General features: G+C 61.0%; 14 protein-coding genes. 3 read left to right on the top strand and 11 right to left on the bottom strand.

From position 1 onward, the window contains the following. Positions 1 to 8 precede the first annotated feature (8 nt). From HII33_RS04800 to HII33_RS04780, 5 genes are all read right to left on the bottom strand, one after another. Positions 9 to 653, bottom strand: a complete 645-nt coding sequence (locus HII33_RS04800) for an amino acid ABC transporter permease (RefSeq protein WP_179394637.1) — start codon at positions 651 to 653, stop codon at positions 9 to 11. Beyond that, positions 653 to 1,477 carry a transporter substrate-binding domain-containing protein gene (locus HII33_RS04795; RefSeq protein WP_179394636.1) on the bottom strand — a complete coding sequence of 275 codons (825 nt, stop codon included), beginning with the start codon at positions 1,475 to 1,477 and terminating at the stop codon, positions 653 to 655. Before HII33_RS04795 ends, HII33_RS04800 begins: the two co-directional genes overlap by 1 nt. A gap of 12 nt (positions 1,478 to 1,489) precedes the next feature. Beyond that, positions 1,490 to 2,227 (bottom strand): amino acid ABC transporter ATP-binding protein, encoded by a 738-nt coding sequence (locus HII33_RS04790; RefSeq protein WP_281362212.1) that lies wholly within the window; start codon positions 2,225 to 2,227, stop codon positions 1,490 to 1,492. Positions 2,228 to 2,606: 379 nt separating this feature from the next. Beyond that, the gene (locus HII33_RS04785; protein ID WP_179394635.1) at positions 2,607 to 3,431 is read right to left on the bottom strand and encodes a DUF6681 family protein; all 825 of its coding nucleotides are present in this window, start codon (positions 3,429 to 3,431) and stop codon (positions 2,607 to 2,609) included. Positions 3,432 to 3,441: 10 nt separating this feature from the next. Further along, positions 3,442 to 3,924 carry a hypothetical protein gene (locus HII33_RS04780; RefSeq protein WP_179394634.1) on the bottom strand — a complete coding sequence of 161 codons (483 nt, stop codon included), beginning with the start codon at positions 3,922 to 3,924 and terminating at the stop codon, positions 3,442 to 3,444. Between the two features lie 232 nt (positions 3,925 to 4,156). On the opposite strand from HII33_RS04780, the gene HII33_RS04775 reads away from it, so the two are divergent. After that, positions 4,157 to 4,828 carry a VIT1/CCC1 transporter family protein gene (locus tag HII33_RS04775; protein ID WP_179394633.1) on the top strand — a complete coding sequence of 224 codons (672 nt, stop codon included), beginning with the start codon at positions 4,157 to 4,159 and terminating at the stop codon, positions 4,826 to 4,828. A 31-nt stretch (positions 4,829 to 4,859) separates the two neighbouring features. Further along, positions 4,860 to 5,564, top strand: a complete 705-nt coding sequence (locus tag HII33_RS04770; RefSeq protein WP_246287268.1) for a VIT1/CCC1 transporter family protein — start codon at positions 4,860 to 4,862, stop codon at positions 5,562 to 5,564. A gap of 63 nt (positions 5,565 to 5,627) precedes the next feature. On the opposite strand, the gene HII33_RS04765 is transcribed toward HII33_RS04770, so the two are convergent. Then, on the bottom strand, positions 5,628 to 5,963 hold the full coding sequence (locus HII33_RS04765) for a metalloregulator ArsR/SmtB family transcription factor (protein ID WP_179394632.1): 336 nt from the start codon (positions 5,961 to 5,963) through the stop codon (positions 5,628 to 5,630). Positions 5,964 to 6,132: 169 nt separating this feature from the next. Here HII33_RS04765 and HII33_RS04760 point away from each other — a divergent pair, with 169 nt between their 5' ends. Then, on the top strand, positions 6,133 to 7,068 hold the full coding sequence (locus HII33_RS04760; protein ID WP_179394631.1) for an FAD:protein FMN transferase: 936 nt from the start codon (positions 6,133 to 6,135) through the stop codon (positions 7,066 to 7,068). Positions 7,069 to 7,187: 119 nt separating this feature from the next. Here HII33_RS04760 and glgP read toward each other — a convergent pair whose 3' ends face one another. Genes glgP through glgB form a run of 5 tightly spaced genes read right to left on the bottom strand, consistent with a single transcriptional unit; the run spans position 7,188 to position 15,258 of the window. Next, positions 7,188 to 9,581, bottom strand: coding sequence for a glycogen/starch/alpha-glucan family phosphorylase (gene glgP / locus HII33_RS04755; RefSeq protein WP_179394630.1), 2,394 nt, complete (start codon positions 9,579 to 9,581; stop codon positions 7,188 to 7,190). Between the two features lie 11 nt (positions 9,582 to 9,592). Next, positions 9,593 to 11,041, bottom strand: coding sequence for a glycogen synthase GlgA (gene glgA / locus HII33_RS04750; RefSeq protein WP_179394629.1), 1,449 nt, complete (start codon positions 11,039 to 11,041; stop codon positions 9,593 to 9,595). Beyond that, entirely contained in the window at positions 11,034 to 12,200 is a 1,167-nt protein-coding gene (gene glgD / locus HII33_RS04745; RefSeq protein WP_179394628.1) for a glucose-1-phosphate adenylyltransferase subunit GlgD, read from the bottom strand. Before glgD ends, glgA begins: the two co-directional genes overlap by 8 nt. After that, on the bottom strand, positions 12,197 to 13,339 hold the full coding sequence (locus HII33_RS04740) for a glucose-1-phosphate adenylyltransferase (protein ID WP_179394627.1): 1,143 nt from the start codon (positions 13,337 to 13,339) through the stop codon (positions 12,197 to 12,199). The genes glgD and HII33_RS04740 overlap by 4 nt, the downstream gene beginning before the upstream one ends. Positions 13,340 to 13,353: 14 nt before the next feature. Further along, positions 13,354 to 15,258 carry a 1,4-alpha-glucan branching protein GlgB gene (gene glgB, locus HII33_RS04735; RefSeq protein ID WP_179394626.1) on the bottom strand — a complete coding sequence of 635 codons (1,905 nt, stop codon included), beginning with the start codon at positions 15,256 to 15,258 and terminating at the stop codon, positions 13,354 to 13,356. Between the last annotated feature and the right edge of the window lie 65 nt (positions 15,259 to 15,323).

Below are 15,323 nucleotides of genomic sequence, written 5' to 3'. Positions count from 1 at the left end.
CTCCCTTCCTAGGCGGTGACCCACTTTTTCTCCAGGTAGCGCATCAGGTATGACAGTGGCATCGTCAAGACCAGATAGAAGACGCCGACCGCCAGGTACGTATTGAACGTGTCAAAGGTCAGATTCGCGATGATCTTCGCCTGATACATCAGGTCGAACCCGGCCACGAACGCCAGCACAGAGGAGTTCTTGACCAAGTTGATGAACTGGTTGCCTAGCGGTGGGATCACGATCTTGATCGCCTGCGGGAACACGATGTGCGTCATCGCTTGCGTGTAAGTCATGCCGACTGCGCGTGCCCCTTCCATCTGCCCGACCGCCACGGACTCGATCCCAGCGCGGACCGTTTCGGCAATGAAGGCGCTAGTGTAGATCGTCAGGCCGATGGTCCCAGCGGTGAAACCATCCACCGCCACGACATACTTCGGCACGATCACATAAAAGCCCATGGTGATGACGAGAAGCGGGACATTGCGAATGATCTCGACATAGGCGGTCCCGATGACACGCAGCCACCTGTGGACAGAGATCTCCATCAAGGCAAAGGCCGTGCCGACGACGACACTGCCGATCAGCGCGATCAGGCTTGATTGCAGCGTATAGCCCAGGCCGGACACCAAGGTGTCCCAGTGCTGTGTGATAATATTGAGCATCACTGCACCTCCTTTGCATCAAAGCCCGGGATGTCCCCGAACCACTTGTTGACCAACTTCGTGTAGGTCCCATTGGCCTTCAGGTCCTTGAGTGCCTGGTTCATCGCCTGGCGCAAGCGGCTTTGGCCCTTGTTCATCGCGATCCCGTAAGGCTCCTTGGTGAAGGTGCCGCCGACCACGACGTAGTCAGGGTCCTGCTCGGACATCCCATACAAGATCCCGTTATCCGTCGTCAAGGCGTCCCCTTGCCCTGACTTCAGGGCGGTGAAGGCCTGCGCATAGTCAGAAAGTTGCAAGACTTTGGTGTTGGGGGCCGCTTTTTGCACGTTGTCCACCGAGTTAGACCCTTGCACACCGATCACCTTGGTGCCCGCCTTCAAGTCCTTGACTGAACGGATGGCGCTCCCTTTCTTAACTAGGAGCGACTGGCCGGCGTTGAAGTAGGCATCGGAAAAGTCGAGGACCTGCTGACGCTCCGGTGTGATCGTCATTGTGGCGATTACTGCGTCGAGGTTGCCCCCCTTGAGCATCGGCACCCGCGTGTCCGAGGTGACCTGCACGAGCGTCGGCTTGGCGTCGGCGCCGAGGATCTGCTTGGTCAGGGCGGTCGCCATGTCGATGTCGAAGCCTTCGATCTTGCCCGTCTTGATATTCATCAACCCAAATAAGCGCGTGTCGGCCTTAACGCCCCAGACCAGCGTCTTGACTTGCTTGGCGTGCGTCAAGGCGTCCCGGGAAGCGGCCGATTGGCCACAGCCCGTAAGCGTCAGCGCCAGCAGGCCCGCGAACACGGCGGCCAGCACGTGTTTGAATCGTTTAGTCATCCGGCCACCCCCTTAGTGATTGAAGATCTTACTGATGAACTCCTGCGCCCGCGGGTCCTGCGGGTGGTCGAAGAAGCCTTTGACGTCGCGCGAGTCTTCAAGGATCTGACCGTCTGCCATGAACACGATCCGGTCTCCGACCCGCTGCGCGAAGCCCATTTCGTGGGTGACCACGACCATCGTCATGCCTTGCTTCGCGATCTTCTGCATGACATCCAGCACATCACCGATCATTTCGGGATCCAGCGCAGACGTCGGCTCGTCGAAGAGGATCGCCCGCGGCTTCATCGCCAAGCTCCGCGCGATCGCGACCCGTTGCTTCTGCCCCCCGGAAAGCGCAGACGGATACTTGTTCGCCTGATCACGCAACCCGACCATATCGAGCAACGCCATCGCTTCTTTCTCCACTTCCGCTTTTGGTCGATGCAAAACCAATGTCGGACCAAGTGTGATGTTAGCCAGGACGGTCTTGTTCGCATAGAGGTTGAAGTGCTGGAAGACCATCCCCACATTTTTGCGAATTTTGTTCATGTCGGTGTGCTTGTCGGCAAGGTTGAAATCGTTGACGATCAGCTGGCCAGACGTGATGTGCTCCAACCCGTTGATGGTCCGCAGCAGGGTGCTTTTGCCGGACCCGGACGGGCCAATCACCGTGACGACTTCGCCGCGGTCGATCGTTAAATTGATGTCTTTGAGCGCGTGAAACTTTCCGTAATACTTCTCGACGTCGTGAAACTCGATCATTGACATCGAATCCCCCCTTACATTGTTCGGTTCAGTCCATTTTGCGCACAGTCGTCGTGTCTACGGTACCGCAACAGCTGTTCGCAATGCAACTCATTCGCCTTGCCCTCGGGTAAAAAAATAGACCCGGCCGGTCGGATGAAATCATTAGAATAATTCTACCGGTTTTTGCATCGAGTCGCAAATTAAATTTGGCGCAAGTCATAGAATGGCCTTATGGCGGGCCTAACCGCCACCTTTTGGAATCGTTCTCAAACATTTACCGCCCCGCCACCTGGCCTTTTTCAGTGTCTTGTCTCGACCAGTTTCACGACCGAATATTGGTATAGTAATATTTAGACACAAAAAAAGGCCACGTCCACCAGACGCAGCCCAGTCCCACAGCTTAGGGCGTCACCGTCACCTTGGGGGTATAGGCGAGTTGGACCGTCAGACTGTAGGGGGTCATCTGCTTGATCAGCCCGTGACGACCGGGTTGCATCACCTCGCCGCCGGTCAGATAGACATGCGCCGCGGCGAGTTCGTAGTCTTGCTGCGCAGCCGCAGCAGGCATCAGCCCGACTTGCGTCACCGTCGCCAATTCGACTGGCGTCAAGGCGTTGAGCCCCCCGAGGACCACGAGCCGCTGCCCTTGGGCCTGAAGGCTGAAAAACGGGAGCTCGACCGGTGCCCCCATCGCCATCACCGGCTGGCCGCTCTGCCGGGCGACCCGGCCGATTGCACGCTCATCGAGCCCCTGGTAGTCCAAGCTGAGCGTGCCTTGCTGCAGCAAGGTCTGCACCAAAGCCTCCAGGTTCGTCTGCTGCGCCGCGGACAGTTCGATCGCCGTCGGCAAGATGTGATCCGAATCGAACAGCCCACTAGCCGCGCCGGTCGAAGCGCCTTGCGCCAGCTGCTGTTCTGCGGCGCGCATCGCCTGCGGGTTGCCGCCCAACAATTGCTCGACTTTCGGTGAAATGTCCCACTTGACCCGCTTATCCGTGTAGTAATAAATAAAATTCAGCGCGATGAAGTACGTCAACACGAGAAACGCCAACAGAAATAGCGCCCCAGCGACCCGAAAGCCCGGGTACCGCAAGTGCCGGATCGCTTGGTACAGCAAGAAAAAGTTGGCGCCAAACGCAACGACCGTGAAGGCTTTGCCCTTGGCTTTGTCTTGAATGTTGAAATAACCCAAAAGGCGGTTAAGAATATCCAGTGCTGTCAGCATGTTTGACTCCTTACTGCGACCCTGCGTCGGTCGTGTCTTGACCCGTGGCCGGCTGACTGGAGCCCGTTGACGACGACTTGCTACTCGTCGCGGTATCCTGGCCGGCACTGTCGTCGGTCTGGTCAGTGTCGTCCGCCGTCCCCGTCTGTGCCGTGTCCGCGGTATCATCGGTCGTGTCGTCTGGCGTGGTGGTCGTGTCCGTCTTCGGGTGGCTACTGCTCGAGCGACTGCTCGAGGTGCTGGTGCTAGAGGCACTGGCCGCCCCCGACGACGTCGCAGTCGAGGTCTCTGCATCCGACGGGGCGCTCGATGTGCTGGTCGAGCGACTCGACTTCTGCGCGCGAATACTCGACAACAGCGCGCTTTGTGACGCCTCCGACTTCGGGGTACTGGTCGGATTGACGGCGTTATTGATCAGACTGTACCCGCTGATCAGGATAATGATCGAAACGATCGCGGCTGGGGACAGTAACGGCGGTGTGCGGTAACCCATGTGTCCCACTCCTTTCAGAAACTAGCTATGACTCCATTGTAACGTAAATCCGGGTCGGCACCGGTAAAGAAACCACAAAATTCATCCTGCGTCGCCTTAGCCTGCATGCCAGCTGGTGGTCCAGACCCCAAAAGTGAACTAGGTAGACCTAAACCCTTGCACTCTGCCGTCAACACGGTATACTAGTCTCTGTAACTTAGAATCATTCTATTATGCATAAGGGGTGCGAACGATGGGCAAGAATTTGGCAGAACGGATCAACCTCATGCGGGCCAGCGTGATGGGCGCCAACGACGGGATCTTATCCGTCGCCGGGATCGTGATCGGGGTCGCTGGGGCAGGCACATCGAACGCCGCGATCTTACTGGCCGGCCTTTCGGGGATGCTGGCCGGCACGGTGTCGATGGCGATGGGCGAATATGTCTCCGTCAACTCGCAACGTGACAGCGAACGCAACGCGCTGATCAAGGAGAGCGCAGCGCTAGACAACGACTACGCCGGCGAGTTTGCGTACATTCAGCAGCAGTACGAGGCGACCGGGATCCCCGCTGCCCTCGCCGCCCAGGCGACACGCGAGATGCTGGCGCACGACGCGATCAACGTCGCGACGCGCGAGCGTTACGGATTCGATCCACACGAGCAGACCAGTGCGATCGGTGCCGCGATCGCCTCGATGATCGCCTTTCCGACCGGGTCGATCCTCCCCTTGGTCGCCATCACCCTTTTCCCGGCGCGGATCAAGCTGCTCGCCACGGTGATCGCGGTGGCCTGCGCGCTAGCGATCACCGGCTATAGCGCCGCTGCACTGGGCAACGCAAACCGCCGGCGCGCAGTCGGCCGCAACGTCGTGTCCGGCTTACTGACGATGGCGGTGACGTACTTGATCGGCACACTGGTCGCATAAGTAGACCAATTTCAAGGGTTAGGAGACACGAATGATCATTCCAAAAGCATTGATGCACACCCGTCCGCATCATCAGACTATGGCCGAACGCGCCAACACCTTGCGTGCCGGTGTCCTCGGGGCTAACGATGGGATCCTGACGGTCGTCGGGGTCCTGTTCTCCGTCGCCGCCGCGACGAGCAACCACTTCACGATCTTCATCGCCGGTCTGGCGGACCTACTGGCCTGTGCGTTTTCGATGGCCAGTGGCGAATATGCGAGTGTCAGCGCCCAACAGGATACAGAAAAAGCGGTGGTCGCCAAGGAGGCCGCCCTGCTGCAAACCGACCACGCCCAGTCCGTGCAAACCGTCGTTCAGTACTACCAGGACCGCGGCGTCACGCAGGCGACCGCCGAGAAGATCGCGGCACAACTGATGGCCAAAGACGCGCTGGGCACCGTTCTGCGCGTCAAGTACAGCCTCACGCTCGGTCACTACATGGACCCGTGGGCCGCCGCATTTTCGTCGTTGGTGGCTGCGGCCAGCGGCGGGCTTTTTCCCCTGGTCGCGATGACCTGCCTCCCGATCGCCTGGCAGTGGCCCGGCACGATCTTAGCGGTGATCGCGTCTGTCGTCCTGACCGGCTTCTTGTCCGCGCGGTTCGGCGACGGACTGACCAGAGTCGCGGTCGCGCGCAACGTGATCATCGGAATTCTCACCATGATCATCCACTATGCGATCGGCCAAGTGATGTGAACCTGCACGCCAAGAAGCCGCGGACCGGCGCATACCAGTCCGCGGCTTCTTGGCGCATCGGCGTCACTCGCCGCGCTGCTGGCGCCGCAGTGCGGCGGTCAAGCGTTCCAAGCGGTCGATCGTGTCATCAAGGGTCAGGTAATAGTAGACAATGTTGCCGACCTTGCGCTGGCCGACCATGCCGATATCGCGCAGCGTCTTGAGGTGGTGGGACGTCGCCGGTTGTGATAACCCGATCGCCTCTGCCAGGTCGTTGACCTTGATCCCGTGCTCGGTCGTGACGGTCCCTAAGATCATGATCAGCTTCTGCCGGCTGGCGTTCGAAAGCGCATTGAGGTGGCCGATGTCCAGTTTGAACTCGTGCAACGCTTCCTCCTGGGCGCGGGAATAGGTACTCACAGTGATCTCCTCCAGTTACACAGCGGCCTCGCCGCCATCTCGTTATTACGAATAGTTTACTCTTTTCTCAAAATAAATGTGCGTTTTTTGCGCAATTATTTTCTTTGCGCAAAAACCTGCAAACGATTACACTGAAAGTGTTCGATACCCTTCAAAAGGAAGTGTGCGCATGACTCATACCATGACATTCACCGGCCTCGGTGCGCAAAACACGCTGACCATCTATGCCGGCGGCACCGCAGGGACCTTCGATAAAAGCATCGCGCTAGTCGCCGCCTACGAACGGCTCCTCTCGTTCTACGACCCAGACTCCCTGATCAGCGCGATCAACGCCAACGCTGGGCTCAAGCCGGTCGAGATCCCCGTCCGGTCGATCTTCAACTTGATCGCCCGCGCCGTCGCTTGGAGCAAGCGCGGCCTCGGCTACAACGCCTTGATCGGACCGCTGGTCGACCTGTGGCGCATCGGGTTCGATGACGCCAGCGTGCCCAGCTCCGACCAGATCCAAGCGCGACTGGCGCTGACCGATCCCGAACAAGTCCAACTGGATCCCGATGCGCAGACGGTGATGCTGGCCCAGCCGGGTATGGCCCTAGACCTCGGCGGGATCGCCAAGGGCTTCATTATCGACGAGATGGTGCGCCTGTGGACCAAGCGCGGCGTGACCGGCGGCCGCATCGACCTCGCGGGCAACGTGCGCCTGTTCGGCAACAGCGAGGCCGGCGTGCCCCTGTGGCAAGTGCCGATCACAGACCCCCGCGGCCCCGAGAACCTGCCGATCGCAACGTTGACCACCCGCCCTTGCGCGGTGGTCTCGACCGGGATCTACTTCCGCCACTTCGACCGCAACGGCCACGTCTACCACCACTTGCTGGATCCGCAGACCGGCGCGCCTGTCGACTCGGCCATGGCGAGCATCACCGTGGTGGCGGACTCAGCGGAAGAAGCGGACGTCTTGTCCTCGATCGGCTTTTATGCGGGCATCCCCGCCGGCTATGATGCGGTGACCGACGCCGGTGCCGAGGCAGTCTTCATCACCCGAGACACGCAACTGTATAAGACCGCTGGGCTACGCGAGACCCTGATGCCGACGATGGGCCACTGAGCGCTGATTCAGCCCTGTCGCCACTGCCAGCCGACCGCGAACAGGCACCGCACAAAGCCGCCATCTGGGGGCTTCACGCGGTGCCTGTTTGCGTGCTGTGGCGACCCAGGCGCGTCCGCTCAATCGCCGATCGGCTGCTCCGGCAGGACGTGCCAGACCTCACGCCCGTAACGTTGGACGGTGAAGTCCGCGGAGAACTGGCCGCTGGCGGCGATGTTGGCTAGCGCCGCTTGTGCCCACCGGTCAGGATCGGCCCACAAGGCATCCAGCTTGCGGTTGGCCGCGAGGTACGCCGCGAAGTCTTCCAGTACGAAATAGGTGTCGTTGTAGTCGAGCAACTCGGTCCGGATCTCCCGCCCTTCCGACGCGATGCCCGGGATACTCCCATCGGTCAGCATGTCGACCACTGCCCGCAGCCGCGGGTCGGCCTCATACACGGCGCGCGCGTTGTACGTGTGCGCCGATTGCATGCGGGTCGCCTCGGTGGCGGTCAGTCCGAAGGTGACCATGTTCTCGGCCCCGGCTACGGCCTGGATCTCAATGTTCGCGCCGTCCAGCGTGGCTAAGGTGATCGCCCCGGTCGCCATCAGCTTCATGTTACTGGTGCCAGAGGCCTCGGTGCCGGCCAGCGAGATCTGCTCTGAGACGTCTGCGGCGGGAATGATCGCCTCGGCCAGACTGACGCCGTAATTGGGCAAAAACGCGACTTGGAGCTTCTGATTCACCGCCGGGTCATGGTTGACCAGGTCCGCCACCGCGTTGATCAGCTTGATCACCGATTTGGCGTAGCGGTAACTCGGGGCCGCCTTCGCCCCAAAGACATGGACCCGCGCCGGGCGGTCCTCCCCCGCCTTCAACGCGCGATAGCTGTCGAGGAGCCCAAATACATGCAGGAGCTGGCGCTTGTACGCATGCAGCCGCTTGATCTGGACATCGAACATTGCGCTAGGGTCAACATAAAGCCCGAGCTGCTGCTGAATCACCGCCGCCAAGCGGCCCTTATTCGCCAACTTGGCGGCGTTGAGCGCCGCCAAAAACGCCGGGTCGTCGGCATGGGCACGCAGGTCCTGCAGCGCCCGCGGATCGCGGCGCCAGCCTGGCCCCAGTGTCGCATCGATCAACGTCGCCAGCGCCGGGTCGGCGAGCTGGACCCAGCGCCGAGGCGTGATCCCGTTGGTCTTGTTGTTGAAGCGCGCCGGGTACAGCGTGTAGAAGTCGTGGAGCACGCTTTGTTCCAGTAACTCCGTGTGCAACTTCGCCACCCCGTTGACGGCGTGGCTCCCGATCACGGCGAGGTAAGCCATGCGGAGCTGGCCGTTCGCGATCGGCGCGCTGCGGTCGACCAGCAACTCGCCGTACTGCTGCACGTGGGCCGCCCGAAAGCGGTGATCGATCTCCTGGGCGATCTGATAGAGCCGGGGCAGGAGCCCAGCAAACATCGACTCCGGCCAAGTCTCCAACGCCTCGGTCATCAGTGTGTGGTTGGTGTACGACATCGTCGCCACCGTCAGTCGCCACGCCTCCTCCCAAGTCATCTCCTCTTCGTCCAGCAGGATCCGCATTAGCTCCAGCACAGCCATCGCCGGGTGCGTGTCGTTGATGTGGATCGCGATGAACTGCGGGAGCAGGTGCAAATCGGCGTGCGTCCGCTTGAAGTGCGTGACGATACTCTGTACCCCCGCGGAGACGAAGAAGTACTCCTGGCGTAGCCGGAGCTCACGCCCATCGTTGTCGGAGTCGTCGGGGTACAGGATCTGCGTGATCGCGTTAACGCGCGCTTTTTCGGCTAAGTTATGGGCCCGGCCTGGAACCGGCTCGGCCGCCCACAACCGCAACGTGTTCACGCAGCCAGTGCGGTAGCCGACCATGGCCGTGTCGTAAGGGACCGCCAAGACGTCCTCGGCCCCGTGGTAGATCGCCTGCAGGCTCCCGTTAGCCCGCGGTCGCAGCTCAACTTGCCCCCCATACTTGACGATCACGGCCCGATTCTCCTTGCGCGTCTCCCAAACATACGGATCGCGCAACCAGTCATCGGGCAACTCGACCTGGTAGCCATCGACGAACCGTTGCTGAAACAGCCCGTACTGGTAGCGGATCCCATTCCCGTGGCCGGCCATGCCGACGCTGGCCATCGCGTCCAAAAATGCGCTCGCCAACCGTCCCAGACCGCCGTTACCCAACCCCGGATCGCCTTCCGCCGCATACAGCGTTACCGGGTCGAGCGCCAGTCGCTCTAGCCCAGCTTCGACCGTCGCCTTGATGCCGAGGTTCAGCAGGTTGGACCCGAGCAAGCGGCCCGGCATGAACTCGATCGAGAAGTAGTAGACCTGCTTGCGGTGATGCTTCTCGTTGTTCGCCTTGGTCTGCACCCAGTCCTTGGCGTAATAGCCTTTGACCACAAAAGCAAGTGCTTGGTATTGCTGGAGCGTGGAGAGGTTGTCCAGCGAATCGGCGAACAGGTGCAGGGCCGCCGCTTTGTAATCCTTGATGAATTGTGCCGTTGTCAGTCCCATAGATTGTCCTTTCACGCGTGTGTGTCAACCAGTTCCTGGTAACCGCTCAGGTAGTGCTGGGCGGCGTGGACCCAGTCAAAGTCCGCGGCCATCGCCTGCTGCTGCAACCGCGCGATCACGGCTGGCTCGGCCTGGTAGAGGCTGGCGGCCCGCAGGAGGGTGTCTCCGAGTACCCGCGGGGTGAAGTCCCAGTACGAGAAGCCCGTCCCCGCCCCGGTCGTCGCATCGTAAGGGTGCACGGAATCGCGCAGCCCCCCGGTCTCGTGAACGATCGGCAGGGTCCCGTAGCGCATCGCCATCATCTGCGCCAGGCCGCTGGGTTCGAAGGCACTTGGCATCACGAAGAAGTCTGCCCCGCCGTAGATGCGCTGCGCCAGCGCCTCATCAAAGCGGATCAAGCTGGCGACCTTACCGGCAAAGCGGTCGTGCAAGGCAGTGAAGCCAGCCTCCAGATCAGGGTCCCCGGTCCCGAGCAAGACGACTTGCACATCGGCATCGGGCAGGATCGTGTTCAGCGCGGTGATCAGCTGATCCATCCCTTTTTGTCGCGTCAGGCGTGACACGATGCCAAACAGCGGAACTGCCCGCTGCGGCAGGCCGACTTCGACCTGCAGTGCCGCCTTGTCCAGCGCCTTGCCGCGCAGGTCGACGGCACTGTATGTCGCCTTAAGGTGACGGTCAGTCGCCGGATCGTACAGACTGGTGTCGATCCCGTTGAGGATCCCACGCAGCTTCCACGCCTGCTGGCGCAGCTCCCCGTCCAGCCGCTCGCCATACGCAGGGGTCTGGATCTCCTGCGCGTATGTCGGGCTAACAGTGGTGACCCGGTCAGCGAAGTTGATCCCCCCTTTCATCCAGTTGACCGAGCCGTCTTTTTCGAACCCATCCGGATGGAAGAACTGCCGCCCGATGCCGAACACGTCCCCCAAGACGCTCGGCGGGAACCAGCCCTGGAACTGCAGGTTGTGGATCGTCAACTGCGTGCGCAAGTGGCGGTACGGCTCGATCCAACTGTACTTATCCTTCAGGAGCACCGGGATGAACGCGGTGTGCCAGTCATTGACGTGCAAGATGTCCGGGATGAAATCGATCACCTGGAGCATCTCGATGATCGCCATCTGAAAGAAGCCGAACCGCCCACCGTCGTCCCAGTAGCCATAGAGCCCGTCACGGCCGAAAAATTCTTCGTTGTCGATCAAGTAGTAGGTGACGGCCCCTAGCCGCAGGGTGAGGACGCCCACGTACTTCTCCTGCCCACCGAAGCGCACCGTGAATTGCGCCCGGGGTCGCAGGTCGGCGCGCAACGCCGCGGGAAACAGCCGCCCGTAGTACGGTAGAACGACGCGCACATCGACCCCGGCCTGCTGCAACGCCTTGGGCAGCGCGTAGGCGACGTCACCGAGGCCACCAGTCTTGTAGAACGGGGCCCCTTCTGCGGCGGCAAAAATCACTTTAAGCATGCGCATCCCCCTCCAGTTCACTGCTCCGAAAGACCGTCCGGTTCTTGCCGATCACGACCGGCGCCTCCGGGGTGCCTTCGATCGTCAGGTTCGGGCCGATCACCACGCCTTTGTCAAGGATCGCATAACGCACGGTCGAGCCCGTCGAGATCTTGCTTCCTTGCATCACGACGCTGTGGGTCACACTGGCGCCGCGGTGGACGACCACATTGCGAAACATCACGCTGTCTTCGACCGTGCCTTCGATATACGCCCCGGTCCCCAGCAGCGAGTTCGTCACCACCGACTCCTTGGAGAAGAAGCTCGGCACCTCGTTTTTGCTCTTCGTCAGGATCGGGATGCTGGAGAACAGCAGCGACTGGTAGTTGACCTCCTGCAGCATCTCCATGTTCGCGGCAAAATACCGCGGGATCGAGTCGATGCGCGCGAGGTAGCCGGTGTACTCAAAGGCGTTGGCGTTTTGGGCCAACACCGCTTCGCGCATCAGCTGTGGGAGTCGACGGAACTCGGCGGTCTGCGCGGCCGTCTCCAGCAGGTCGATCAGATCGATCGTCGGTAGCAGGTAGATCTCCATGAACGCCGGCACCGTCTCCTCGGCTTCATCCGTCCGGTCTGCCGCGCGCATCACGGAACTGGCAGCCCCCTGCTCCGACAAGCTGAGCGTCCAATCGTTAGGCTGAATGCGGGCCCGCGGGACCTTCTTGTACACCGCGGTGATGCTCGCCTCGCTGGCCTTGTGGTAAGCCAGGATCGCGTTCAGGTCCACGTTCGCGACGTTTTTGGCCCCCATCACGACCGTATATTTCGAGCCGCTGCGACGCAGGAACTGCGTGTAGTTCTCGTAGTAACGCTCCCGCAGCGCAGGATCCGTGTAGTCACGCGTCGCGACATACGGGAATAAGAAGACGCCGCCTTGGATCAGGTCCAGGTTCCAGGCCGCGCCGCTGCGCAGGTGGTCTTGCACCGACCGCTCGGATTCCGGCATGAACAAGCCGACCGAGTGGATATCCGCGTTGGTGATCGCCGACAGCGGAAAGTCCAGCAACCGGTAGCGGCTGGCGAACGGCAACGTCCCGATCGGGCGGTGGGCCGTCAGTGGCAACAGGTCATGCACATCCTCGTTCAAGTCGATGATGGCCGCGATTTCCCCTTTTCTCATGCTTTTTCCTTCCTTCCTACGGCTTCGCCGTACCCGACAACGGCGATCTCGTCCGGTGTGCCGACCACGGCACCACCATCCCCGACGATCGCGTCTTCCCCGATGATCGCGTGGTCGATCACCACGTTCTTGCCGATCACGACGTTCGGCATCACCATCGAGTCGCGCACCACCGACCCCTCGCCGACCTTGACGTTCTGGCTGAGGATGCTGTGGTCGATCTCACCGGCGACATACGAGCCGTCGGTGATCATGGCCCGGTGCACCTTCGCCGTTTTAGTCAAAAACATCGGCGGCAACGCCTCAGTCTCAGAGAAAATGCGCCAGTTGCGGTTGGCGATGTTCAGCGCGTTGTTCGGCGCGAGGAATTCCATGTTCGCCTCCCACAGCGACTGGATCGTCCCGACGTCCTTCCAGTACCCATGAAAGGCGTAGGCATACGTCGGCTCGTTGTGGGCCAGATAGGCTGGGATCACGTCCTTGCCGAAGTCCTCCATCTTGCCGTCGGTCGCGTAGCTCTCCGTCAGGTACTTCTTCAGCGGCGCCCAGTCGAAGATGTAGATCCCCATCGACGCGAGGTTAGACTTCGGCTCCGCGGGCTTCTCCTCAAAGGCGATGATCCGGTCGGTGTCATCCGTGTTCATAATGCCAAAGCGCGGCGCCTCCGCCATCGCCACCGGCATCACGGCTACCGTCAGCGTCGCCTTCTTCGCCTTGTGAAAATTCAGCATCCGCTCGTAATCCATCTTATAGATGTGATCCCCAGACAGGACCAGCAGGTACTGCGGGTTGTACGAGTCGATGTAGGCAATGTTTTGATAGATCGCGTGCGCGGTGCCTTCGAAGAATTTTTCCCCGTCACTGGCTGCGTACGGCTGCAGGATCGTCACCCCGGCGCCACGCTCGTTGAGGCCCCAGCTCGCCCCGTTTTGCACGTGTCGGTTGAGCTCCAGTGGCTGGTACTGCGTGATCACCCCCACCGTATTGACCCCGGAGTTGCTCAAGTTGCTCAGGGTAAAATCGATGATGCGGTAGCGTCCGCCGAACGGGACAGAGGGCTTGGCGGTGTTCTTGGTCAGCTTGCCCAGCCGGGTCCCTTGCCCCCCGGCCAAGATCATTCCTAGCATTTCGGTTGCCATCTGGTGTTCCTCCCTTATTCCTCAGTGACTGCACCGGCCTGCACCGGCAGTGGTGGCGGGGCCAAGGCGACCGGGGCGATCAGGAGCGCCCCCATCGCCGGTAGCACGACGACCACGCTGTCGGGCTGGCCGTGACTCGGCGTGCCGGTCGTGCGCAGCGTCCGTTGCAGTCGGGTCCATGTGCCACCGAAGTGCTGACTCTCCGTGTTCAGCACGACGCGGTACGTCCCGGCGCGCGGGACCGGCACGCGAAACTCGGCACGTTCTTCCGGCACCAGGTTCAACACGACCACCGTGAAGTCATCTGCCGCCGCCCCCCAGCGAATATAGCTCAGGTGATCGACGGCATCCCCGATCGTCACGGCGATCCCCGCCGGCGTGTGGTCCTGGCACCACAAGCTCGGGGTCTGACGATATAACTTGTTCAGCATCCGGGTGAACGTCTGCATCGCCAGGTTCATCGGATCATTGAGATCGACCCACTCCAACGCGCTCCAGTCGCGCCATTCTAGGAATTGACCCCACTCGCCGCCCATGAAGAGCAGCTTTTTGCCCGGATGCGTCATCAGCCACACGAACATCACCCGCAGATTCGCAAACTGGTTGTAGCGGTCACCGGGCATCTTGTGCATCAACGACTTCTTGCCGTGGACCACCTCGTCGTGCGAGAACGGCAGAATGAACTGTTCGTCGTGCATGTACATGAACGAGAAGGTCAACAGCGTCATGTGGGCGCGCCGCGCGTAAGGATCCGAGCTGAAGTAGCGCAGCGTGTCATTCATCCAACCCATGTTCCACTTGTAGTTGAACCCCAGGCCACCGGCGTCGATCGGGGCGGAGACCAACGGGTAGGCCGAACTCTCCTCGGCGATCATCAGAGCCGAGGGGTGGGCGGCAAACACTGCGGTGTTCAGCTGCTTCAAGAATGCCTGGCCCTCTAGGTTCTCGCGGCCACCGTCACGGTTGCGATCCGCTTCCTTGCCGGCGTCGTAATCCATGTATAGCATGTTCGACACCGCATCGACCCGCAGCCCGTCCAGGTGACAGTAATCGAGCCAAAACATCGCACTGGAGATCAGGAAACTGCGCACCTGCGTCTTGCCGAGATCAAAATTCCACGTGCCCCACCGGACATTGTCTGCCCGGTGGGGGTCCTGGTACTCGAAGGTCGGCGTCCCGTCGAACCGGGCCAGCACATCCGTGTTGCGAATGAAGTGGCCGGGCACCCAGTCCATGATCACCCCGAGGCCCGCTTGGTGCGCCGCGTCAACGAACTGCAGGAAGTCGACCGGGTCGCCGAACCGACTGGTCGGGGCAAAATACCCCATCAGCTGGTACCCCCAGCTCGCGTCCAGCAGATGTTCCATCACCGGCATCAGCTCGATGTGCGTGTAGCCCATCCGCTTGACGTAAGGTAGCACCGCCTGCGCCGCTTCCGCGTAGGTCAAGTACCCACCGTCTGCGGCCCGCATGAACGACCCCAAGTGTAGCTCGTAGATATTCATCGGCTGATCGTACGGCGGCGTTACCTCCCGGTGTGCCAGCCACTTGGCGTCCTGCCAGGTGTGTTCGGGTAAGTCGAGCAGGCGCGCCGCAGTCCCCGGTTTGCGCTCGAACCCGAACCCATACGGATCGATCTTCTCGTGAACGGTCCCGTCTGAGGTGACTTGCACCTTATACAGCTGCCCGACCGTCCCTGCGTGCGTGCCGAGCCAGCAGCCGGTGTCCGCGATCGGCGTCAGCGCGACGGGCTGCCACCCGGAAAAATCGCCGACGATCGCCACCCCTTGCGCGTGCGGCGCCCAGACCAGGAACTGCCAGTCGCCGGTCGCCAGTTGGTGTGCCCCGAACCGCCGGTAACTCTGAAAATCCTCACCGCGGTTGAACAGGTACAACCACGGCGCCAAGTCCTCCGCCATTCTCACCCCTCCTTTATTGTTACCGCTTACAATGTGAGTATATCACCTTTTTTCGCAATAGCGAG

The sequence above is a fragment of the Lacticaseibacillus absianus genome (assembly GCF_013407595.1).
Lineage (GTDB): Bacteria > Bacillota > Bacilli > Lactobacillales > Lactobacillaceae > Lacticaseibacillus > Lacticaseibacillus absianus.
Note: the sequence above shows the minus strand (reverse complement) of the source record. Positions and strands in the feature narration are given on the sequence as shown.